This is a genomic window from Thalassospira xianhensis MCCC 1A02616, assembly GCF_003326475.1.
Lineage (GTDB): Bacteria > Pseudomonadota > Alphaproteobacteria > Rhodospirillales > Thalassospiraceae > Thalassospira > Thalassospira xianhensis.
The window spans coordinates 22,329-41,655 of the sequence record NZ_JPWA01000039.1; the positions used below are offsets into that span (position 1 = coordinate 22,329).

The following is a 19,327-nucleotide window of genomic DNA, read 5'->3' on the forward strand; positions in this document are numbered from 1 at the left end:
CCTGAATTTTCAAAGTTAACTGCTAACCAAGAGACTGATCATGAAGACTTATCGTATTGCTGCCATCCCGGGTGACGGGATCGGTAAAGAGGTTGTTGCAGCTGGTATCAAAGTCCTTGACGTGCTGGCAAAGCGCGATGGCGGATTCAACATGACGTTCGATAACTTCGATTGGGGCTCGGACTATTACAAGAAACATGGTGTCATGATGCCTGCTGACGGGCGTGAGCAGATCCGGAACCATGATGCCATATATTTCGGTGCTGTCGGGGCACCGGATGTGCCGGACCATGTCACCCTTTGGGGGTTGCGACTTGCGATTTGTCAGCCGTTTGACCAATACGCCAATGTCCGTCCGACCCGCATTCTGCCGGGGATCGAAAGCCCGCTTCGCAATGTGAAACAAAGCGAGCTTGACTGGGTGATCGTCCGTGAAAATTCCGAAGGCGAATATGCAGGACAGGGGGGGCGTTCGCATGTCGGGTTGCCCGAAGAGGTCGCAACCGAAGTTTCGATTTTCACCCGGGCGGGTGTCACGCGTATCATGCGGTTCGCCTTCGATTTGGCACGGTCACGCAAGCGCAAGCAACTGACCGTGGTGACCAAATCAAATGCACAGCGCAATGGCATGGTCATGTGGGATGAAATCGCAGCCGAAGTTGCCGCAGAATATCCCGATGTCCAATGGGACAAGATGCTGGTCGATGCGATGACCATGCGCATGACCCTGCGCCCCGAAACGATTGATACCATCGTTGCGACCAACCTGCATGCCGATATTCTGTCGGACCTTGCGGCGGCACTGGCCGGGTCGCTTGGCATTGCCCCGACGGCAAACCTTAATCCCGAAGGAAAGTTTCCATCGATGTTTGAGCCGATCCATGGTTCGGCTTTCGATATTACCGGCAAAGGGATTGCCAATCCGGTGGCGACTTTCTGGAGTGCGGTCATGATGCTTGATCATCTGGGCGAGGCGGCGGCATCGGTGCGCCTGATGCGTGCCGTGGAACGCGTTACAGCCGATCCGCTGTTGCACACACCTGATCTTGGCGGCAAGGCGACGACACGTCAGGTGACCGATGCCGTGACTGCGGCCATTCATGGCGACAATCTTTGATCGGGGCATGACAATGGCGGAACGCACAATGTCCGATATTTTCACCGATGCCGGGGCACGTGCACTGCTTCGTGAAATGTTTGATGCGGCCATTCGTGCTGCGGATCCGGATCATTGCGTTCCGCATTTTTTGCCAGCTCCGCCGCAAGATGGGCGCACGATCGTGATTGGTGCAGGCAAGGCCGCTGCCAAAATGGCCCGTGCGGTTGAAGCTCATTGGAGCGGACCGCTTGAAGGTATTGTCGTGACCCGCTATGGCCACACCGTGCCGACGGAAAAAATCACCGTCATCGAAGCTAGCCATCCGGTTCCGGATGCTGCCGGTGTTGATGCGTCAAGGCGTATTCGGAAACTCGTTTCGGGGCTAAGCGAAAAGGATCTGGTGGTCTGCCTGATTTCGGGGGGCGGATCGGCCTTGTTGGTTGACCCGTTATCGCCGGTAACATTGCCGCAGAAGCAGGATATTTCACGTGCGCTTTTGAAATCTGGCGCAAATATCAGCGAAATGAACTGTGTACGTCGCCACCTTTCAGCAATCAAAGGGGGGCGGTTGGCTGCTGCCTGCTATCCCGCCCGTGTGGTGACGCTGGCGATTTCCGACGTGCCGGGGGATGATCCGCTGGATATTGCATCCGGCCCGACTGTCGCCGATCCGACAAGTTGTGCCGATGCCCTAGCGATCCTGAGCCGCTATGGTATCGATATTCCGAGGCATATTCGTGAACTTTTGCAATCGGGTGAAAGCGAAACCGTAAAGCCGGGAGATCCGCGTTTGGCAAGGGCCGAGGCAATACTGGTGGCGACCCCGCAAATGGCCCTGGAGGCCGCAGCACAGGTCGCGCGAGGATATGGTATTGCTGCCCATATTCTAGGGGACGCCATAGAGGGCGAAGCCCGAGATGTCGGGCGAGTGATCGGGGGAATTGCCCGTCAGGTGGTGCGTTACGGGCAACCGTTTACCGTTCCATGCGTGATGTTGTCGGGCGGAGAGACAACCGTGACGGTGCGCGGCAACGGTCGGGGCGGGCGGAATGTGGAATTCCTGCTATCGCTTGCGGCAGTGCTGAATGGTGAAGCATCTGTTCATGCTGTCGCAGGAGATACCGACGGTATTGACGGGATCGAAGAAATTGCCGGTGCCATTATCGCGCCAGATACCCTGTCGCGAGCGAAATCACTGGAGATCAGTGTCACAGAGGCTCTGGCGCAAAATGACGGGCATGGTTTTTTCGAACGACTTGGTGACAGTATCGTCACCGGCCCGACGCTGACCAACGTTAACGATTTCCGTGCGGTTCTTGTAACCGGTTTAACGGGTGAAACTGCTGACAGATAAACGATGACCAAGGAAATGCTTATGTCGAATAAAATACACAAAATTGCAGTCATTCCGGGCGATGGCATCGGGACCGAAGTCATGCCCGAAGGTGTGCGCGTCCTTGAAGCCGCAAGCAAGAAATTCGGGATCGATCTGCATTTCGATCATTTCGATTTTTCCTCCTGCGACTATTACCTCAAGCATGGCCAGATGATGCCAGACAATTGGAAAGAGCAGGTTGGCACTCATGACGCGATCTTTTTTGGGGCTGTTGGCTGGCCCGATACCGTGCCCGACCATATTTCGCTTTGGGGCTCGTTGATCCAGTTTCGCCGTGATTTCGATCAATATGTTAGTTTGCGCCCGGCGCGATTGATGCCCGGTGTTCCCTCGCCTCTGGCCGGGCGAAAGCCTGGAGATATCGATTTCTATGTCGTGCGCGAAAACACCGAAGGCGAGTATTCCTCGATCGGGGGAAAAATGTACCCCGACACGGATCGGGAAATTGTCGTGCAGGAAACGGTCATGTCGCGCATCGGGGTTGATCGTATCCTGAAATATGCCTTCGATCTGGCGCAGAAACGTCCGCGCAAACGACTGACATCGGCGACCAAATCGAACGGTATTTCAATTACCATGCCCTATTGGGATGAACGGGTTGTCGAAATGGCGAAAAACTATCCTGATATCAGTTGGGACAAATACCATATCGATATTCTGACCGCGCATTTTGTCCTGAACCCGGATCGTTTTGATGTGGTGGTGGCATCCAATCTGTTTGGCGACATCCTGTCGGATTTGGGGCCTGCCTGCACCGGGACCATCGGTATTGCGCCGTCAGGTAATATCAACCCGGAACGTAAATTCCCGTCGCTGTTCGAGCCGGTTCATGGTTCCGCCCCCGATATCGCGGGCAAGGGGATTGCCAATCCGATAGGTACAATCTGGGCCGGGGCGATGATGCTTGAACATCTTGGTCACAAGGATGCCCACGACGGGATCATGAGGGCTATCGAAGCAGTTCTGGTTGATGAAAATCTTCGGACCGGGGACCTTAAGGGTAAGGCCGATACTGTTACCTGCGGCAAGGCGATTGCGGATGCTGTCCTGACACTGTAATTCGCCTGACGCCGGTCCAATGACCTGCTTGCGCCTGGGGGTGCAGGCAGGTCATTCCTTTGACGCATTCAGTCCTTTTTCCAAGACATTTTCCCAGAACTTTTCGACCAGGGGCTTTTGCCGTGCTTTCGGGCGGAAAAGGCAAATATCAACCGGGATTTGCAAATCCGGCCCGCCAAACGTTACAAGGCTGCCATCCTCCAGTTCCGATGCGGCAAGCGTTCGGGGCAGCCAGGCGATCCCTGCACCTGCTTTGGCCATCGATAACAAGGTTGCGGCCAGATGTGATGTAAACCCGGCCTTTGATCCGAGTTTTGCATGTTTTGGGGCTTCTTCGGCAGCAACTATGCGACCAAGTCCCGATTGCGTGCTGTAAGCCAGCCAGGGAATGTTGGTATCGTGATCGGGTTGCCATTTGGCTGTGCCATCCGGGGCGGGGGTGGACATCGGGATCAGGATATCCTGCCCGATATTGATACGGACAAAGCCGGTGTCATCAAGCGCGCTTCCCATGGAGGGATGATAATGGCACAGCAGAAATTGCGCATCGCCGCGCAGCATGAATTGTTCGCACCGTTCCAGACTATCCGACACAAGGTTGAATGTTCCCATTGTCAGCATATCGTCAAACCTTCTGACCCAGCCGGGAAAGAAGGTAAAGGACAGCGCGTGGGTGGCGGCAAAAGTCAGTCCGGATTTTGTGCTTTGGCCGATTTCATGTGTGTCGCGACGCAACTGATGGGATTGCCGTGCCAATGCTTCGGCATGAATCCGAAAATATTCTCCTGCCGGAGTTAAGGTAACGACGTGGGTGGTTCTTGAAAATAGTGGCGTGCCAACCCAATCCTCAAGCGCACGTATGCGGCGACTGAAGGCGGGTTGTGTGATGTGACGCATTTCCGACGCCCGCGAAAAGTTCAGTGTTTCGGCGAGCGCCAGATAATCCTCAAGCCAGCGAAGTTCCATTTTGTAATGCCGTTTTGGTATAACCAAAGGCCAGATTGGCATTGGTTCTGCCCGGATGACAAGCCGTAATATGCCGCTATTCAGACAAAACCCAACATCAAAGGGATGAAAGCCGTCATGCGCATTATTGATATACGTGAAAAAACCGCGTCAATCGCGTCGCCGATTGCCAATGCCTATATCGATTTTTCCAAGATGACCTGTTCAGTCGTTGCGGTGGTGACCGATGTCATTCGCGACGGCAAGCCGGTAATCGGTTACGGATTTAATTCCAACGGCCGTTACGGGCAGGGCGCGCTGATGCGCGACCGTTTTATCAACCGTGTGCTCGAAGCTGATCCCGAAAGTCTGATCGACCGGGAAAATGACAATCTTGATCCGTTTGCGATCTGGAAAACGCTGATGACCAACGAAAAGCCGGGCGGTCATGGTGAACGTTCGGTTGCGGTGGGTACCATCGACATGGCGGTTTGGGATGCGGTGGCGAAGATTGCCGGTGTGCCGCTTTGGAAACTGCTGGCGGATCGCTATCGCGGTGGTGTTGCAGACAAGAAGGTCTGGGTCTATGCCGCAGGTGGTTATTACTATCCGGGCAAGGATCACAAACAGCTTCAGGATGAAATGAGAAGCTACCTCGATCGTGGTTACAAGGTCGTGAAAATGAAGATCGGTGCGGCATCCCTTGATGAAGACCTGCGCCGCATTGATGCTGTTCTGGATGTTGTCGGGGATGGTCAATATCTGGCTGTGGATGCCAATGGCCGGTTCGATCTGGAAACTGCGGTGGCCTATGCAAAAGCACTCAGACCCTATGGTTTGTTCTGGTACGAAGAAGCAGGTGATCCGCTGGATTATGCGCTTCAGGCGGAACTGGCCAACCACTACGAACGTCCCATGGCGACGGGTGAAAACCTGTTTTCCCATCAGGATGCACGCAATTTGTTACGCCATGGGGGGATGCGGCCGGATCGCGATTGGGTGCAGTTTGATTGTGCGCTTTCATACGGGCTTGTTGAATATTTTCGAACACTCGATGTCATGAAAGGCCTTGGCTGGTCATCTCGTCGGGTGGTGCCGCATGGCGGACATCAGATGTCATTGAATATTGCAGCCGGGCTGCATCTGGGCGGGAATGAAAGCTATCCCGATGTATTCCAGCCTTTCGGCGGTTTTGCCGATGGTATTGCGGTCGAAGATGGGTATGTCGGGTTGCCCGAAATTCCCGGTGTTGGTTTTGAAGAAAAATCCGCGCTGATCAAGGTTATGCGGGAAGTTGCTGCTTAGGGTTGAAAGCTCTCTTGAGGTAATTTGCCGGATTTTCTGGAAGTTGCACATTATTCATTCGCCCCGTAACCTGCATCGGTCGGGAAGCCGGCATCTGTTTGAGATGGCTGAATATCGGGAAATATTGTGCGAAACGTTTGGGTCAATGATCATGCAACCGCGGGTGCCCGGTTGCGGTTGTTCTGTTTTCCGTTTGCCGGGGGCGGGGCGTTGGCGTATCGGCCGTGGTTAACCCGGTTTCCCGGTGACATTGATGTGGTGCCGGTCAATCTGCCGGGACGCGAACAGCGGTTTGGCGATCCGGTGATTGATGATCTTTCGGCGATGGTTGCGGCGGTGGCCGATGGGTTAAAGCCGGTTATGGATCGGCCATTTGCGTTTTTCGGTTATTCGATGGGGGCGCTGATTTCCCATCATCTGGCGTGTCATCTGCAACAGGCGGGGATGGCAGTGCCGGTTCATCTGTTTGTTGCCGCACGGCGCGGGCCGAATGTGGCCGGGCATCGGGCGCCGTTGCACCATCTGTCATCAGATGAGTTCTGGCGGGGGATTGCCAATTATGGCGGGACGCCCGCCGAAATTCTGGAAAATGCGGAATATCGCGCCTTGTTCGAGCCCAGCCTTAGAGCGGATTTCAGATTGTCGGAAACCGCGGTTTCGACCGGATTGCCCAAACTGCCCTGCCCGGTTACCGCCTTTGGCGGGGCGGATGATCCGAACCCGGTGCCGGATGAACTGGATGACTGGGCGGCGGCAACCACGGGCGACTTTGCCAAGCATGTTTTGCCCGGCGGGCATTTTTTCCTGCGTGATGCCGGGGACGACATCATGCGCGTGGTGAAGGATGCGCTGATTGCGTGATGGATCAGGCTTGGGTGGTTTGACGCCCGTCGACAAATTCGCCGTCGCGGACGTGATAGATCGTATCGGCGGTATCAAACCAGCGATCATCATGGGTCACACAGATGATGATCTTGCCCTGTTTGCGTAAGGAGGGCAGGATTTTTTCATAGAAGACCGAGCGGAAATGCGGGTCCTGATCGGCGGCCCATTCATCAAGCACAAGAACCGGCTTTTCTTCGAGCAGGGCCGCAATCAGGGCAAGGCGTTTGCGTTGCCCCTGTGACAGCGAGGTCGTTGAAAAGGCGTTGTTATCCAGTTCGACCTTGTCGTCGATTTCCATCTGTTTGAGCAGCGTTTCGACCCGTTTCGGGTCGATATCATCAATGCCGTAGAGTTCGCGAAACAGGTGATAGTCCGACAGCACGGTCGCGAAATGATCGCGATAAAGCTGCAGGGCGTCGGTCGGCACTGGGCAATCATTGACCATGATCGAACCGCCTGCCGCCGGGCGAAGGCCGGTCAGAACCGCGATGATGGTTGATTTGCCTGCGCCATTGCCGCCGGTGATGAAGGTGATTTCGCCCTTTTTGAAGGTGGCATTGATCGGACCGACGGCAAAGCCGGGGCTATCCGTCGTGCCAGGATAGGCGAAACGAACGTCGCGCAGGCTGATTTCGGCAATATTGCCAAGCGCACCGCGCAATTTTTCAAGGGTTTCGGGCGATGATGTGCCGTTCGTGGCCTCGTTCGCATGTTGGGCGTCAAGGGCGTCTTCGAGCTGGTGATCGATATCGTTGATCTTGCGGAGCGCCACATCGGAATCGCTAAAGCTGGGAACAGAGGCAACCACAGCCCCGATCGGGCCGATCATGAACAGGGCCGCCGTCGTGGTTTGCACGGCAACGTCGTGATAATCCGATGTGAAGATCGGAACGATGAATACCATGGCTGCCATCATGCCGTAGAAAGCTAGCTGGATCAGGGCGAATTCGCGCGACCATTGGGCCTTGACCACGGATTTGGTATCGCGTGCCCGGAAGGAGCGGTCATTCAGTGCGCCGAGTAGCGCGTCGCGACGCCGACTGTTCATTTTGACTTCCTTGAAGCCATGCAACAGATCGGTCAGGCCGCCAAAAAGCAGGTTTTCATCGTCAATCGCGTCACGGGTGGCGGCGTTGATTTTGCGCATACGTTGCAGATGGATGGTTGAAACCACAACGGCCAGAACGGAAATCATCACGAAGGCGAAGGTCGACAGCCATGCGAGATAGGCCGCAACACAGATGATCAGGACCACCTGCTGCACACCATTCAGCATCAGGGGCAGGGCGGCCGATACGGTTTGCATTTCCTGGGTGAGTGCGGTTTGAACCGCACCCTGTCCGACCTTGGCCAGCGTATCGGGGGCGGCTTTTCGCACGCGATCAAACAGGCTGAGGCGAAGTTGATGGAGGATGTGTTCGACCTCGGCGGCGATCATGTCGCTGGATTTTTTCTGGGCCCAGATATAGCCGATCAGCGACAGAGCCATCATGCCGAGATAGCGCATGCTGGCCACACCGTCTTCGGCCTGTTCGGCGGCCAAATTGACGATGATCAGCACCATGGTGGTGGCAATTGATGCCAGTGACAGCAGGCCCACGGCATGGCGCAGATCGATGCGGGTTCGGGATCGCAGCAGATCAATAAGCAGCATGATCAGATCCTTCCACGCGGGTCGTTGCGGTCAAGTTCGTGCAGGGTGCCGGCTTCGAGATGCAGGCGGCGGTCGGCAGCATCGAAATAATGATCATCATGGGTGACGGCGATGATGGTCGTGCCGCGTGCTTTGATCTGTGGCAGGATTTCGTAATAGAATTTTTTCCGGAAATAGGGGTCCTGATCGGCTGCCCATTCATCGAGAACAAGGATCGGGCGATGTTCGAGAATGGCGGTGATCAGGCCCAGCCGTTTGCGTTGCCCGGCCGAAAGGGCGATGGAAACGAATTTGCCGTCGCGAATGCCCGTCACATGGGACAGTTCAAACAGGTTCAGCCAGTGGGTGGCTTCGTCGGGGTCAATTTCGGCCGATCCGTGCAATTCTGAAAACAGATGAAAATCGGAAAATACGGTGGCGATTTTATCGCGGAAGGAGGCGATGTTCTGTGCGCCAAGCTGTATATTGTCAAACCGGATGGCCCCCGATACCGGGCGATAAAGGGCGGTCAGAAGCTTGATCAGGGTGGATTTTCCCGCCCCGTTGCCGCCGGTAATGAAAATCAGTTCGCCTTTTTTAACCGAAAGGCTGATCGGTCCAAGAACAAAGCCGTGGCGCGGGTCGCGGTTGGGATAGGTAAAGCAGACATCATCAAACGCGATGTTCGAAAATGTATCGGGCAGCTTTGTGCCGTTTTCGTCAATCGGTTCGGCAATCTCGCTCAGATCTTCCGACAAGGTGATCATGCGCTGTGCGGCCTGTTCGGCAGCCCCCAGAACCGCCATTGCCTGCACCACGGTGCTGATCGGGCCGATCATGAACAGGACGGCGGTGCTGACCTTGGAGACCGTGGAGCCGAAATTATCGGTATAGACCGGCACGATAAAGACGATCACCGCAAGCAGGACATAAAAGGCGGTCATGCCCATGATCATCTGACGGAACATCAGGCTGTGGGTTTCCGCCGTGATCTGTTCCTTTGTCAGCGAGTTTTCCGAAAAGGCATTGAAAAGGGTGTTGCTGCGCGATGACCACATGCGGACTTCGCGGATGCCCGAAAACAGATCGGCGACCTTGCCAAACAGGGCATTTTCGGCGTGATGGAGTTTGCCAAACCACATGCCGAGCTCTTTGCCCATGCGCAGGTAAATGACGATCCCGGCCCCGATCACCAGCACGATCAGGAAAAAGGCCAGCGTGGAGAGCCAGAAAACATAACACATCACCGCAACGACCAGCAGAAGGGATCGGAACGACATGCCGATCATGTGCGAGTTTTGCGAAATGACCTGTGTGCTTTGGGTAATGCTGTCAAACAGGCGCGCCTGACCAAAGGTTTCAAGCTGGGCGAAGTCGGCATGCGCAATCTGATCGAGCAGTTTGCGACGCACCTTGTCGATGCCCTGTTCGATCTGGGTCGAGATATTGGCAAGCAGGAAAACTTCGGCCAGGAAATAGACCACGGCAAGGGCGATGAAGCCGCCTGCCAGAAGCCAGTCAACCCGGTCCACGCCGTTATCGGCGATGCCTTCGGCGGCGGTATTGACGAGCCCCAGCAGGACCGCACTGCCCGCACCCGATAGCGCACCGGCAAAGGCAAGCCGGGCCATCAGTCTGTTATCTCCCCAAGACAACAGTTCGAGCAATTTCATCTGTTTGCAGTCCCCATAGAACCCGACGCGGGTGTTTGTCCGCGACTGTACCGGTGCCCGGCAGGGCTGTCCAGTCGGTGGCATAACGGAAAGCCTTTTTCGCGTCGAAAGAATTCAGATGTTCGTGCGGTAGGCAGTGGAATAGGACCTTCGCTGTTGATCACAAGCACGTTGCTTTGAGCATTCAGGCCAAAACGGGCACGAAGATCGTTGTTTTTTGCCACATGCCAAAGCCCGGCAATTCCGGCAATGCCGGTATCCCATGTTTCAAGCGGGGCGTCGCCATTGATCCCGGCGGAGAGCGCGTTCTGAACCAGAAGGGCAACATCATCATCAATCGCGATGCTTTGGGTGGAGACTTCGCGCAGGATTTCAAATGCCGGAAGACTCGGTTTGCCGCACGATAGCCCGATCATGCGGGTCAGGAGTTTGCCCGGAACCGACGTCAGTTCACCGGTTGCGAGGCTTGCCTGAATGCAGGCGGCGTTTGTTGCCTCGACCGTGCAGACATTCGGCTTCTGGCCGCTTTCATGCCAGAGCCCGATGGCGCAACCGGCCGCCATGCCGCCGACCCCGCATTGCAGGAAAACATGATCGGGGGTGATGTTTTCATCCCGAAGCTGCCGGGCGCATTCGATCCCCAGAACCGCGTAACCCGCCATGATGTCGCGGGTGACGTCGAGTTCGTGACCATAGTCGGTATCGGTGATCAGAAGGATATCGGGCGATTGCGCGGCATGTTCGGCGGCAAGGACCGCATCGTCATAGGTGCCGTCGATCCGGACGATTTCAGCCCCGTTATCGATGATGCGCGTGATGCGGGCCTGATCGACTTCGGATCCGACATAAATCCGCGCGTGACAGCCGAATTTCCGGGCCGCCCATGCAACGGCAAGGCCGTGATTGCCATCGGTTGCGGCAACGGCGGTGTAATCCGCGCATTGGGGGCTTCCGGGTGTCAGGCCGCGTTTTAAAAGCTGCTGTTTGAGGCCATAGGGGGCGCCAAGTGCCTTGACCCCGCCCAGACCGAACCGTTTGCTTTCATCCTTGATCCAGACGGTGCCAAGACCCAGTTCGCGGGCAAGGCCGGTGGCGCGGATCAGCGGGCTTTGGCGATATTCCGGCCAGGAAGATATCAGGTCGAACGCCTGATAAATATCGTTGCGCCCGGGATCAAGGGCGATGATGGACGTCATCGATTTCTCCGAAATCTGGCCGTGGTCCGGTTTTCTGTTATATGTTCTTCTGGTTTATGAGGGGCGTATGATGTTGCGTCAAACACAATCTGAATATCAACGGTCGTACAGGATCGTCGTGAAGATGATTGTGTTAAATCGCTGAGAATAGGGATATTAATTCATCTTCGCTCTCGACGGGTTTCCCGATGATCCATTAGGATATGGGCCATTGGGATGCGGGAATTGATTCATCACTAACGATGAGTGCACGGTTTTGCGTTTTGAGCTCGGCATGAGAATGATTGCGACCGGTATGCTGGCGATGCTGTTGTCAGCGGGGGCCGTGGGTGCCCATGCGCAGGGAAGCGGTACCGTTGCCGAGGATGCAAGTGCCGATATGTCACCGGTTGATGTCCTGCCTGATATCGATGTCGATACTTATGACGATGCCATCATCGACCCGGCAAAAACCAATCCCGATCTGATCGACGGCCTGATTTACAAGCCCGATGCCATTCCGCTGTCGCAGTATCGCCGGCGCGCAACCGACCCGGAAAGTCTGGCGGCGTTAAGCAATGTCGATGTGATTGCCGGTGATGGCCAGACGGAGCGATCCTATTACGCGGCGATTTACAGCGGCAGTACGAGTGGCGTGTATTTCAAGGTTGCCGCCCAGATTTGCGACATGATGAGCCGGACCTTTGAACGCCATCGCGTGCATTGCGTGCCGTTGCGATCCCAAGGGGTTGGCAGCAATATCCGCCTGATGAAAGAAGGGCGGGTGCAGCTTGCCATCGTGCAGTCGAACAATAACTGGGAAGCGCAGAAAGGCATTGCGCCGATCCCCGGTGCGCGGTCGGTGATGTCGTTGCATGACGAAATGGGATTGCTGGTCGTGCGCAATGATTCCGATATTGAATCGATCGCCGATCTGCGCGGCAAACGCATCAATATCGGACCGGAAGGATCGGCATCGCGGGAATTGTGGCTTGAACTTCTGTCGCGATACAAATTGACGCTGGACGATCTTGATACGGTTTACGGCGTTGCGCAGGATTATAACGAGCTTGGCATCTGCGAGAATTATATCGATGCGTTCGGTCTTTGGATCGGGCATCCGGCGTCGCTGATCGAAGATACGCTTGGCTGCGGGGCGCGGGTTGTTGGCATGGGAGGGCCTTTGACCGATGAAATGGTCAAGGCAAACCAGTATTTCTTTAATCAGGTACTGCCTGCAAAAACATATAGCGCACAGGAAGAAGCGATTTCATCCTATGGCTTCAAGGCGTCGCTGATTGCCTATGAACCGGCTGATCCGTATGTGGTGTACTGGATCACGCGGATCGTGCATGAAAATATCGACCGGATGAAGGAAATGTATCCGACATTCCGGAGTGTCGTTGCTGACGACATGTTCAAAAAGGGCAATTTCCTGCCGTTCCATAAGGGGGCAGCGTGTTATTGGGAAACCGATGCGCATGCCTGCGACTGGCAGCCCTACTATCAGCAGGCCGACCCGAAAGGGCAGCGCAAATGGAATTATACCTATCAGCAATAAGCCGCGATATTAAGCGGACATAAGCGGCGCCCAGCCGATGCTCGGGGCGGTTCCGCGGCCCGATGACTGGCAAAACTGGCCGATAAATCCGTCATCAAGCAATTTCCGACAGGTCGCAAGATCGTCGCTGGCGCACCAGATGGCGGTATCAGGGGCGCGGGAGGATTTTGCATCCTGATCGGGGCCGATATCCCGTCGCAGCAAGAACCGGTTTCCGCCAAATTTTGCGATCAAGCCATGAATGGCAAGGCCGGTTGATACGGTGCTGATCAGGCTTGGAAAATTGGTCGGGGCGACGGTGCTGAGCGCGATGGTGCGCCCGCATTTTCGCGCGATTTCGATGCGGTGTTCGACCATCCGGCGTTGCCACCCCTGTCCGCGCCATTTTGGATCAACGGCGACCCCGTCGATATGGGCGACCTTGCCCAGCAGATCGGGCGGCAAGTGATGGTCGGTGCCGAAATTGGGATCACCATCACGCGGCAATCCCAGCACGCAATAGGCCATCAGACGATCATCGTTAAAGACGCCAAAGATTTGTCCGCAGGCATCGAGGTGATCGGCAAAGAACTGATCGGTTTCGGTCGCGGCATTGCCCGGAGGCAGATCGGCGATCACCCTGTGATGCAGGGTGATGATGGCCGGAAGGTGGGATGGATCAAGCCGGGTCAGGGTGCTCATTCGATGACTTCCGCGTAATCAAGCAGCGACAGCGGCGGATAGAGTTTAAGCTTCCGCGCCGATGACAGCCGGATCAGATAGGAAAACCGGTCAAGCGTCTCGACCGGGATATCAGCCGGTGATATGCCATCGATCAGGATCTGTTCGACCTTGCTGGCGGCAAGGCGGCCGACAAGTTCATAGCGGCTGACAAGGCCCAGCATGGCGTGGCCGTCGCGGACTTCAAGTTCGGTCGCGCTAAAGGCGGCAAGCCCGTTGGCAAAACCGGCATCGGTCAGGGTATCGCGATAATTGCCGATGAAATTGTCCGGTCCGATATACAGGATGTCGGCCCCCTTGCGGGCGAGTTCGGCAACGGCAGGGGGAATGTCATCCTGTGAGGGTTCGCCATCGCTGCCGAGCGGGGCAGCCAGAACTTCGAAGCCCATTTCGCGGCCCAGTTCGGTCAGATCGGCAACGTTGGAAACGGAATTGTCTTCGCGGCTGTTATAGACCACACCAAGTTTGTCCATCGGGCGATAGGCGCGGATGGCATTGATCTGGGCGGCAAGCGGGGCGATGTGGGTTGCCCCGGTGACATTGGGGCGGCTTTGGCCCGCAGGGGCGGCAATGCCGGTTTTCCATGGCGATGAAACCATCACATAAACCACCGGAAGGTCGGTAATGTTTTGCGCCGGATCGACGGCATCATATTTACCGACCACGGCCGACGTGATTCCGGTGCCCCATGTGTAAACCAGATCGGGTGGGTCTTTGCGGATCTGATCAATGATGGCAGGCACGCGCGACAGATCGCGCGCAGTGTCATAAATGGTCAGGTCGACGGGAATGCTGTTTTCATCGAAATAGGCGCGAAATCCCTGTTCGACATTGGTTTCGCCGCGCCACAGAACCATGGCGATTTTAAGCGGGTCCGGTTGCGATTGTGCATATGCCGCAGGAGCAAAGATTGAGACGGCGATGGCCACAAGAATGCCCAAAAGACGAAAAACGGGGAGAAGGGAAAAGGTCATTTCGTTCCTCCCTCGTTTTTCTGTTCTGCGGGCACATGGCCGATCAGAAGTTCAAAGCACAGAACCGAAACAGCAGCAAAGGCCCCGAAGATCAGAACCGCGTGCGTTGTTCCGACCAGAAGGGTCAGACCGGCGGCAAGCAACGGACCCGCAGCCCCGCCCAGCCGTTCGGCAAGACGCAGGACGGCAAGGACCGGTCCGGTGCCGTGATCCTTGGTGAAATCCTTGCTGAGTTTAAGGCTGGCGGAAAGCTGTGCGGGGATTGAGGTCGCCTGCGCCAGACCGAGCAGGGCGACGGCAACCGCAAACAGGGCATATTCCGGAAGCCAGCCCGCCAGCAATAACCCGGCAGCGGTCAGCCCGCCGCCAATGCCGACCGCGCGGGTTTCGTTCTGGTTCTTGTCTGTCCATTTTGCCGCGGCCCAGCCGGTCAGGATCGCGACCAGCCCATAAAGCATGATCACCCGCCCGGTTTCGGCCGTGGTCGCACCCGATTGCAGCAGGATCATCGGGGTCAGGTAATACAAAAAGCCGCTGAGGATCAGTTTGGCTGGAATGGCGGCGAAAAGGATCAGGACCTGCAAACGGCGATTGCCGAGCATGGCGCGAAGGGCGGCACGTGTCGGGATCGGTGGCGGGGTTTTGCCGCGCACCATGTTATCCATCAGGAAGAAGGCCAGAAGGACGGCGAGAAACGCAATGGTCGCACCGGCGATAAACGTCATGTCCGGGCCGAAATGACCGGCAACAATCCCGCCAATCGCCGGGCCACAGATATCGGCCAGCATGATGCCGCTGACCATCATGGCAGTCCCCTGTGTCCGGTTGCTGTCATTGGTGGCATCAAGGACATAGGACTGACAGGCGACAAAGGTGGTGGCGTAACCGATGCCCGACAATGCCCGCCACAGGACAAGATCCCATATACCCCCGGCAAAGGCGGTACCGATCAGGCCAAGTGTCGCCAGAAACGCGCCACAGAGATACATGCGCAATGATCCGACCTGTTCCTGAAACAGGCTGCAGATCGGCATGGCAAGGGCAACCATCAGAAGATGCACCGCCATGACCACACCCGCGCCAAGCTGTCCATCGAGACTGTGGGATGTGACCTGGCTAAAGAAGGCGGGCATGATTGGCCGGGCCAGTTCTTCGGCAAGGACAAACATGAAGGCCAGCATGCGAACACCGATCAGCTTTACCTCGCGTTCGCGCTGGGGATGGGTTCCGACCTTTTTGGCGGTGGTGTTGATCAGGGAATTGATGCGTTCCATGAACTGGCCGATTTCGTCATGGGTGCTTTGGCCATGCAGGAGGGTGAATTTGCGGTCGCGCACATTGTCCAGAACCTTGCGCGCGACCCTTACTGGCAGGGCGACATTGACGGTTAACACCAGCAACATCAGCTCGAACGACAGGGCGAGCGTGATGATGAAAATGATCGCAATGTCATAAAGATTATCCGTCACCGGGCGCATCAGGGCCGCACGGGCATGCCCAAGGACGACTTCGATATCGTCCTGTCCCTCGGCGCGGGGCAGGTCCAGACGGGTGACGATATAGGCGGTATCATTGCCCGAAGGCGCCGTAAGGGCGGTGGCGATTTCATCCGATGACAGACCGCCTGCATGCAGGATGTCGCCAGCCTTGTCGGTGATGGCAGCAAAAACCAGATCGGGATCGCCATTGCGAAGCTGATAGACCACGGTTTCAAAACCGACAATTTCGCGCAGCGGAATGCCAAGCCGCAGGGCGTTTTCGATCTTCTCGCCAAGAACCCGGGCTTCGATCCCGGCCTTTTCACGGATTTCGGTTTGCAGATCGGCACGTGCCAGTTCGGCGGCGCGCCACGAAATCCCGACCAATGCGATGCAAAGCGAGATTGTACTGAACAGCAGCAGAATCCAGATCGTGCCCTTGGGGAACAGGCGGTTTCGGATATTGCCGCCATGAGGGGATGTCGCAGTGTCAGGCTTGGTATCGGTATTGGCAGAGAGGGTCATTTCAGCGGCTCCGCCTGGGTTTCCGATTGGCGTTTGGTGCCGCCCTTTTTTGTTTCGTGCGGCAACTGATCGCGGATTTCGCGGTACAGGGAAATCAGTTCGATTTCGCTTTGGGTCAGGACGTCACCATCATGGGGGCGGATATTGGGGGCCTTGCCCGCAACCGCACGCGCCAGATCTTCGTGCAGTTCTTCGAAAACGCGATGGCGGCGACGCATCAGAATGAACAGAACGCCAAGAATGGGGATAATCATGCCCATGCCCAAGGCCGCCGATTTCCACATTTCGGAGAAGGCATTGGCAAGTTTGGCTTCGGAGGTTTCGGCGCTTGCCGTAATGACGACCTGCCCGGCGCATTGGCCGAGGCTGTCGCGCAGGACCTGTCCGGCGGTGGCGATGCCCGGTGTGAAATCGATCCACTGATCGCGGGCCTGTTGGGGGATTGCCGCGCCAGAGAGCGCCTGGTCATCGGGGGATCTGGCGGCGTTGCTGATGATGGTGCCGTCACAATCAAGAACGGCGACATTGCGGATATCGTTGGACATATCCAGACGCCGGTTCAGGATTGGTTGCAGGTTTTCCATGTTTTCCAGCCGCAAACCCAGATCGATACCGGCCACGATATCCTGACTGGTTTCATTGAGGATCACGGTCATGCGCTGGGCCAGAAGGGTGTGAAGGGTCTGGTCGAATCGCAGATAGTTCAGGACCGTGGTCATGCTTAGGGCGCTTGCAAGCACAAGGAAAAGGGCCAGCCCGATCTTGGTAGACAGCTTCAAAACGTGTCTCCGGCGACATATATTTTCAGAATATTTTCAAAACACGGTCCTGTTAAGCCGGTTATATCCTCAGAAACCAGCTTTCACAAACCATATGGTTGATTGCATCGGGGGTTGGGTCAAGGCTGTATAAAACCTTGTTTCGGTTTGCAGTGCCGATAGTTAGCGATTATGATTTGTCGCGGGACAATAAACCGGGGGACGTTATGGGGGCTGAAACGCTTGAAGTGCTGAAACGGCGCAAACAGCACCGTCTTGCAAGCGGTGTTGTGCAACGCAATACCCTTTGGGCGGCTACGACCGGTTTTGTTCCGATCCCTGTTGTCGATTCTGCGGCCACGGTTGCCGTGCAGCTTAAAATGCTGGCGGAACTGAGCGATGTTTACGGTGTTGCGTTCAACAAAAGCAGCGGCAAATCCGTGATCGCGGCCTTAACGGCGTGCATTACCAGTGGCGTTTTGGGGCGGGCTCTTTTGGGGACGGGGATATTTGCCAATCTTGCCAAGGTGATGCCGGTTGTCGGATCGGCACTGAGCATCGTGACCATGCCGGGTTTCAATGCCGCATTTACCTATGCGCTTGGCCGGGTTTTTCAGCAGCATTACGCCGCAGGCGGGACGATGGCGGATTTTGACGCCAAAAAGGCGGAGGCCGAGTTCCGCCAGAAATTCAAGGATGGCCTGAAATTCGATCAGGACGGGAAAACGGCGTGAAGAACGCGTAATCGCGCAATAACAGGAATTCGGGTGGCGAAACGATGCATTTGATTTTGATTGTAATTTATCTATTGGCCTGCATTGTTTGCGGCATGCTGGGACGCCGGACATCGTTCGGGTTTCTGGGGCATTTCCTGCTGGCGATTGTGATTACCCCGATTGGCGATTTTCTGGTTCAGATCGTTGCGCGCCCGTCGCGGGAGCTTCGTGAAAAGCTTAAAGACCTTGATTATGATTAAGATGATGACTGACGGGCGATCAGCATGCGTCACGATACACCCGACGACGAGATGATGAATGGTTGATAGCGCGACAGTCGCACCCGGTGCACCAGACGAAAACGGAACCGCCCGCAAAAGAGGGCGATGGTCGATCTTTTGGCGGCGCTTTTTCATCAGCGCGGGCGTACGCCTGCGGCGGTTGCGCACGGCTTTTCTGATCGGTCTTCTGTTCCTGCTGGTCGCGATTTTCGCGTTGGCGCCGCAGATTTTCATTACCGTGCCCGCCGGGCATGTTGCGGTAATGTGGTACCGGTTCTTTGGCGGGACGGTCGTTGATAAAAGCTACGGCGAAGGTATTCACATGATCTTCCCGTGGGATGAAATGTATATCTATGACGCCCGCCTGCAGAATCAGGCGCGCGTTTATGACACGATTTCATCGAACGGCCTGTCGATGGAAGTCGACATCGCGGTGCGCTATCGCATCAACCGCGAAGCGGTCGGGATGCTTCACAAGCTGGTCGGGCCGAATTATGCCGAAGTCCTTGTATATCCGGAAATCGGATCGCACGCGCGTGAACTGATTTCGCGTTACACCCCTGAACAGCTTTATACCGAAACCCGTGCCTTCATTCAGGCGGAAATCCTTGAGCGCATGGTCAACGAACTTGGATCGTCGCTGGTCAATCAAAGCTTCCAAGGGCGGCTGGTGACGGTTGAAGACGTTCTGATCCGGTCCGTGACACTGCCGGAACGCGTGGCGGATGCGATTGAACGCAAGGCCGAACAGTATCAGGCGATGCTGGAATATGATTTCCGTCTGGCGCGCGAGGAAAAGGAAAAGCAGCGCAAGAAGATCGAGGCGGAAGGTATTCGTGAATTCCAGGATATCGTCGCCAAAACGATCACCGAGGAATATCTGCGCCTGCGCGGTATCGAAGCGACCATGACGCTTGCGACATCGAAAAACAGCAAGACGATCATCATTGGCGGCAAGGATGGCCTGCCCGTGATCCTGAATACTGCGGATGCACCGACGGCCAGTAGTGCGGATTCCGGTTCGGGGGCGGAGCTTGTGAACGATACGGCCGAAAGCCTGCCGAATGCCGGGGCGCTTAATGCGCGGTCGCAGGAAATCGCGCCGCAAAACGCGATTTCGCCCGGCGTTCGCGAACCTGCTGAT

17 protein-coding genes are annotated in these 19,327 nt (G+C 56.1%); 9 read left to right on the forward strand and 8 right to left on the reverse strand.

Going from position 1 to position 19,327, the window contains the following annotated elements:
* The first annotated feature begins 40 nt into the window (after window positions 1–40).
* Genes TH5_RS21725 through TH5_RS21735 form a run of 3 tightly spaced genes read left to right on the forward strand, consistent with a single transcriptional unit; the run spans window position 41 to window position 3,554 of the window.
* Window positions 41–1,117: a tartrate dehydrogenase gene (locus TH5_RS21725; RefSeq protein WP_114123633.1), complete on the forward strand. Its 1,077-nt coding sequence runs from the start codon at window positions 41–43 to the stop codon at window positions 1,115–1,117.
* 13 nt (window positions 1,118–1,130) lie between these two features.
* Window positions 1,131–2,453 (forward strand): glycerate kinase type-2 family protein, encoded by a 1,323-nt coding sequence (locus tag TH5_RS21730; RefSeq protein WP_244205001.1) that lies wholly within the window; start codon window positions 1,131–1,133, stop codon window positions 2,451–2,453.
* Between the two features lie 21 nt (window positions 2,454–2,474).
* Window positions 2,475–3,554 (forward strand): tartrate dehydrogenase, encoded by a 1,080-nt coding sequence (locus TH5_RS21735; protein ID WP_114123648.1) that lies wholly within the window; start codon window positions 2,475–2,477, stop codon window positions 3,552–3,554.
* 51 nt (window positions 3,555–3,605) lie between these two features.
* On the opposite strand, the gene TH5_RS21740 is transcribed toward TH5_RS21735, so the two are convergent.
* Window positions 3,606–4,520 carry a LysR family transcriptional regulator gene (locus TH5_RS21740; protein WP_114123634.1) on the reverse strand — a complete coding sequence of 305 codons (915 nt, stop codon included), beginning with the start codon at window positions 4,518–4,520 and terminating at the stop codon, window positions 3,606–3,608.
* 117 nt (window positions 4,521–4,637) lie between these two features.
* Here TH5_RS21740 and TH5_RS21745 point away from each other — a divergent pair, with 117 nt between their 5' ends.
* Window positions 4,638–5,804, forward strand: coding sequence for a mandelate racemase/muconate lactonizing enzyme family protein (locus TH5_RS21745; protein ID WP_114123649.1), 1,167 nt, complete (start codon window positions 4,638–4,640; stop codon window positions 5,802–5,804).
* Between the two features lie 126 nt (window positions 5,805–5,930).
* On the forward strand, window positions 5,931–6,665 hold the full coding sequence (locus tag TH5_RS21750; RefSeq protein ID WP_167443624.1) for a thioesterase II family protein: 735 nt from the start codon (window positions 5,931–5,933) through the stop codon (window positions 6,663–6,665).
* Between the two features lie 4 nt (window positions 6,666–6,669).
* Here TH5_RS21750 and TH5_RS21755 read toward each other — a convergent pair whose 3' ends face one another.
* The 3 genes from TH5_RS21755 to TH5_RS21765 are packed head-to-tail and all read right to left on the reverse strand — an operon-like array spanning window position 6,670 to window position 11,191.
* Window positions 6,670–8,343 (reverse strand): cyclic peptide export ABC transporter, encoded by a 1,674-nt coding sequence (locus tag TH5_RS21755; RefSeq protein WP_114123636.1) that lies wholly within the window; start codon window positions 8,341–8,343, stop codon window positions 6,670–6,672.
* A gap of 2 nt (window positions 8,344–8,345) precedes the next feature.
* Window positions 8,346–10,079 carry a cyclic peptide export ABC transporter gene (locus tag TH5_RS21760; protein WP_114123637.1) on the reverse strand — a complete coding sequence of 578 codons (1,734 nt, stop codon included), beginning with the start codon at window positions 10,077–10,079 and terminating at the stop codon, window positions 8,346–8,348.
* On the reverse strand, window positions 9,992–11,191 hold the full coding sequence (locus TH5_RS21765; protein ID WP_114123638.1) for a diaminopropionate ammonia-lyase: 1,200 nt from the start codon (window positions 11,189–11,191) through the stop codon (window positions 9,992–9,994). The genes TH5_RS21760 and TH5_RS21765 overlap by 88 nt, the downstream gene beginning before the upstream one ends.
* 274 nt (window positions 11,192–11,465) lie before the next feature.
* Between TH5_RS21765 and TH5_RS21770 the strand changes: the two genes are divergently transcribed.
* Window positions 11,466–12,731 (forward strand): TAXI family TRAP transporter solute-binding subunit, encoded by a 1,266-nt coding sequence (locus tag TH5_RS21770; RefSeq protein ID WP_114123639.1) that lies wholly within the window; start codon window positions 11,466–11,468, stop codon window positions 12,729–12,731.
* 9 nt (window positions 12,732–12,740) lie between these two features.
* Here TH5_RS21770 and TH5_RS21775 read toward each other — a convergent pair whose 3' ends face one another.
* Genes TH5_RS21775 through TH5_RS21790 form a run of 4 tightly spaced genes read right to left on the reverse strand, consistent with a single transcriptional unit; the run spans window position 12,741 to window position 17,207 of the window.
* The gene (locus tag TH5_RS21775; RefSeq protein ID WP_114123640.1) at window positions 12,741–13,412 is read right to left on the reverse strand and encodes a GNAT family N-acetyltransferase; all 672 of its coding nucleotides are present in this window, start codon (window positions 13,410–13,412) and stop codon (window positions 12,741–12,743) included.
* On the reverse strand, window positions 13,409–14,425 hold the full coding sequence (locus TH5_RS21780) for an ABC transporter substrate-binding protein (RefSeq protein ID WP_114123641.1): 1,017 nt from the start codon (window positions 14,423–14,425) through the stop codon (window positions 13,409–13,411). Before TH5_RS21780 ends, TH5_RS21775 begins: the two co-directional genes overlap by 4 nt.
* Entirely contained in the window at window positions 14,422–16,428 is a 2,007-nt protein-coding gene (locus TH5_RS21785) for an MFS transporter (RefSeq protein WP_114123642.1), read from the reverse strand. Before TH5_RS21785 ends, TH5_RS21780 begins: the two co-directional genes overlap by 4 nt.
* A complete protein-coding gene (locus tag TH5_RS21790; protein WP_114123643.1) occupies window positions 16,425–17,207 on the reverse strand; it encodes a hypothetical protein in 783 nt (260 codons plus the stop codon). Before TH5_RS21790 ends, TH5_RS21785 begins: the two co-directional genes overlap by 4 nt.
* A gap of 206 nt (window positions 17,208–17,413) precedes the next feature.
* On the opposite strand from TH5_RS21790, the gene TH5_RS21795 reads away from it, so the two are divergent.
* From TH5_RS21795 to TH5_RS21805, 3 genes are all read left to right on the forward strand, one after another.
* The gene (locus TH5_RS21795; RefSeq protein ID WP_062959061.1) at window positions 17,414–17,920 is read left to right on the forward strand and encodes a YcjF family protein; all 507 of its coding nucleotides are present in this window, start codon (window positions 17,414–17,416) and stop codon (window positions 17,918–17,920) included.
* A 44-nt stretch (window positions 17,921–17,964) separates the two neighbouring features.
* Window positions 17,965–18,162, forward strand: coding sequence for a hypothetical protein (locus tag TH5_RS21800; protein WP_062953552.1), 198 nt, complete (start codon window positions 17,965–17,967; stop codon window positions 18,160–18,162).
* Window positions 18,163–18,220: 58 nt separating this feature from the next.
* Window positions 18,221–19,327, forward strand: a 1,107-nt coding sequence (locus TH5_RS21805; protein WP_147250160.1) for a prohibitin family protein, incomplete at its 3' end; no start/stop codon positions are given.

Bases quoted from the DNA above. Each gene is read 5' to 3' on its own strand.
- TH5_RS21735 (WP_114123648.1), top strand. From the start codon at position 2,475: ATGTCGAATAAAATACACAAAATTGCAGTCATTCCGGGCGATGGCATC.
- TH5_RS21730 (WP_244205001.1), top strand. From the start codon at position 1,131: ATGGCGGAACGCACAATGTCCGATATTTTCACCGATGCCGGGGCACGT.
- TH5_RS21800 (WP_062953552.1), top strand. From the start codon at position 17,965: ATGCATTTGATTTTGATTGTAATTTATCTATTGGCCTGCATTGTTTGC.
- TH5_RS21770 (WP_114123639.1), top strand. From the start codon at position 11,466: ATGAGAATGATTGCGACCGGTATGCTGGCGATGCTGTTGTCAGCGGGG.
- TH5_RS21760 (WP_114123637.1), bottom strand. From the start codon at position 10,079: ATGCCACCGACTGGACAGCCCTGCCGGGCACCGGTACAGTCGCGGACA.
- TH5_RS21775 (WP_114123640.1), bottom strand. From the start codon at position 13,412: ATGAGCACCCTGACCCGGCTTGATCCATCCCACCTTCCGGCCATCATC.
- TH5_RS21765 (WP_114123638.1), bottom strand. From the start codon at position 11,191: ATGACGTCCATCATCGCCCTTGATCCCGGGCGCAACGATATTTATCAG.
- TH5_RS21795 (WP_062959061.1), top strand. From the start codon at position 17,414: ATGGGGGCTGAAACGCTTGAAGTGCTGAAACGGCGCAAACAGCACCGT.
- TH5_RS21780 (WP_114123641.1), bottom strand. From the start codon at position 14,425: ATGACCTTTTCCCTTCTCCCCGTTTTTCGTCTTTTGGGCATTCTTGTG.
- TH5_RS21745 (WP_114123649.1), top strand. From the start codon at position 4,638: ATGCGCATTATTGATATACGTGAAAAAACCGCGTCAATCGCGTCGCCG.
- TH5_RS21740 (WP_114123634.1), bottom strand. From the start codon at position 4,520: ATGGAACTTCGCTGGCTTGAGGATTATCTGGCGCTCGCCGAAACACTG.
- TH5_RS21725 (WP_114123633.1), top strand. From the start codon at position 41: ATGAAGACTTATCGTATTGCTGCCATCCCGGGTGACGGGATCGGTAAA.
- TH5_RS21785 (WP_114123642.1), bottom strand. From the start codon at position 16,428: ATGACCCTCTCTGCCAATACCGATACCAAGCCTGACACTGCGACATCC.
- TH5_RS21755 (WP_114123636.1), bottom strand. From the start codon at position 8,343: ATGCTGCTTATTGATCTGCTGCGATCCCGAACCCGCATCGATCTGCGC.